Raw genomic sequence first — 1,244 nt, 5'->3', positions numbered from 1 at the left:
GCAACATATATGGACGCACCTCAGGATGCAATGGCTAATTGAATGATACGGTCGCTAACATATATCCGACGTCTTTCTAGGTCGATAATAAACCTGCGCCATGATGTAATCCGCCCCTCACTGTCTTTTCAAAGCCTCGGTTTCAATAACCATGTTGCGTTATCAGAGTGTAGTAAGGATGGTTCACCGTTTATTCATCAGCTATTGCAAACTCAGTTGCTTCTCTAGGATAACTCTTTAGAACTTGCTATTTTTTATCAAACAGGCTTAAAGGCCTGATTAATATCGTATTCACTATTTTTCACCAAGATGTGCCATGCTACCCGACCGAGCTTGTTTGCAAGAGCGACAATCGCTTTTGCTTTGCCTCGGCGTGCAATGAGTCCTCTCAACCATGCTCCCATAGAATCCACTTTGTTAGCTCCACACCGAACCACTGCGCGAGCGCCGTGAATAAGTAATGCTCTTAATTCGCGATTACCATTCTTCGATAGAGAGCCGAGACAACTTTTTCCACCTGTACTATTTTGTTTTGGAACCAGGCCACACCATGCTGAGAACTGGCGACCATTTTGGAATTGGTGTCCAGCACCTACCTCACTAATCAGTGCCGCTGTCAAAATCGGACCAAAACCAGGAATATTCCGAATAGCCTCATACCTTGGATTTTGCTGACTCAACATGGTGACACTTTGGGTCATTTCATCTATCTCTTCGCTAAGGCTGACAAAGTCACAGTATAAAGTTTGCAGTAAGTTCCTCATTACTGGAGAAAGATCATTCTCTGCATCTTCAAGAGCTATCGGTAAATGACTTCGCAAAGCTTTAATAGACAAAGGGAAAACCACTCCGTATTCAGCGGCGAGTCCTCTGATCTGGTTCGACAAGGCAGTTCTGTTCTCCACCAAGCGTTTACGGACACTGCGTATTGCTTTGAGGTCTTGTTGCTCAACAGACTTAACAGGAACAAAATGAATATCAGGCCTAGAAAATGCCTCGCAAATTGCTCTCGCATCATTAGCATCGTTCTTTTGTCGCCCAACAAATGGCTTTACGTGCTGAGCTGGGATAAGAGCTACGCTATGTCCAAGCTCTTGAAATATTCTGCCCCAATAATGCGAAGTTGCGCATGATTCCATCGCAATAGCCGTTTTCTCTGGTAATTGACGGACTGTATCAAGAAGCTTGTCACGCTTTACCTTTCGGTTTGACAAGATTTGTCCATCAGAACTCAACACGCATAC

General features: G+C 44.3%; 1 protein-coding gene. It reads right to left on the bottom strand.

Features of this window, described 5'->3' with window-relative positions; translation table 11 throughout:
- Positions 1-257 precede the first annotated feature (257 nt).
- Positions 258-1,244: IS110 family transposase (locus R7035_RS25500; RefSeq protein WP_318146354.1), on the bottom strand; the 987-nt coding region annotated here is incomplete at its 5' end.

The organism is Vibrio sp. 1731 (assembly GCF_033339955.1).
GTDB lineage: Bacteria > Pseudomonadota > Gammaproteobacteria > Enterobacterales > Vibrionaceae > Vibrio > Vibrio alginolyticus.
Note: the sequence above shows the minus strand (reverse complement) of the source record. Positions and strands in the feature narration are given on the sequence as shown.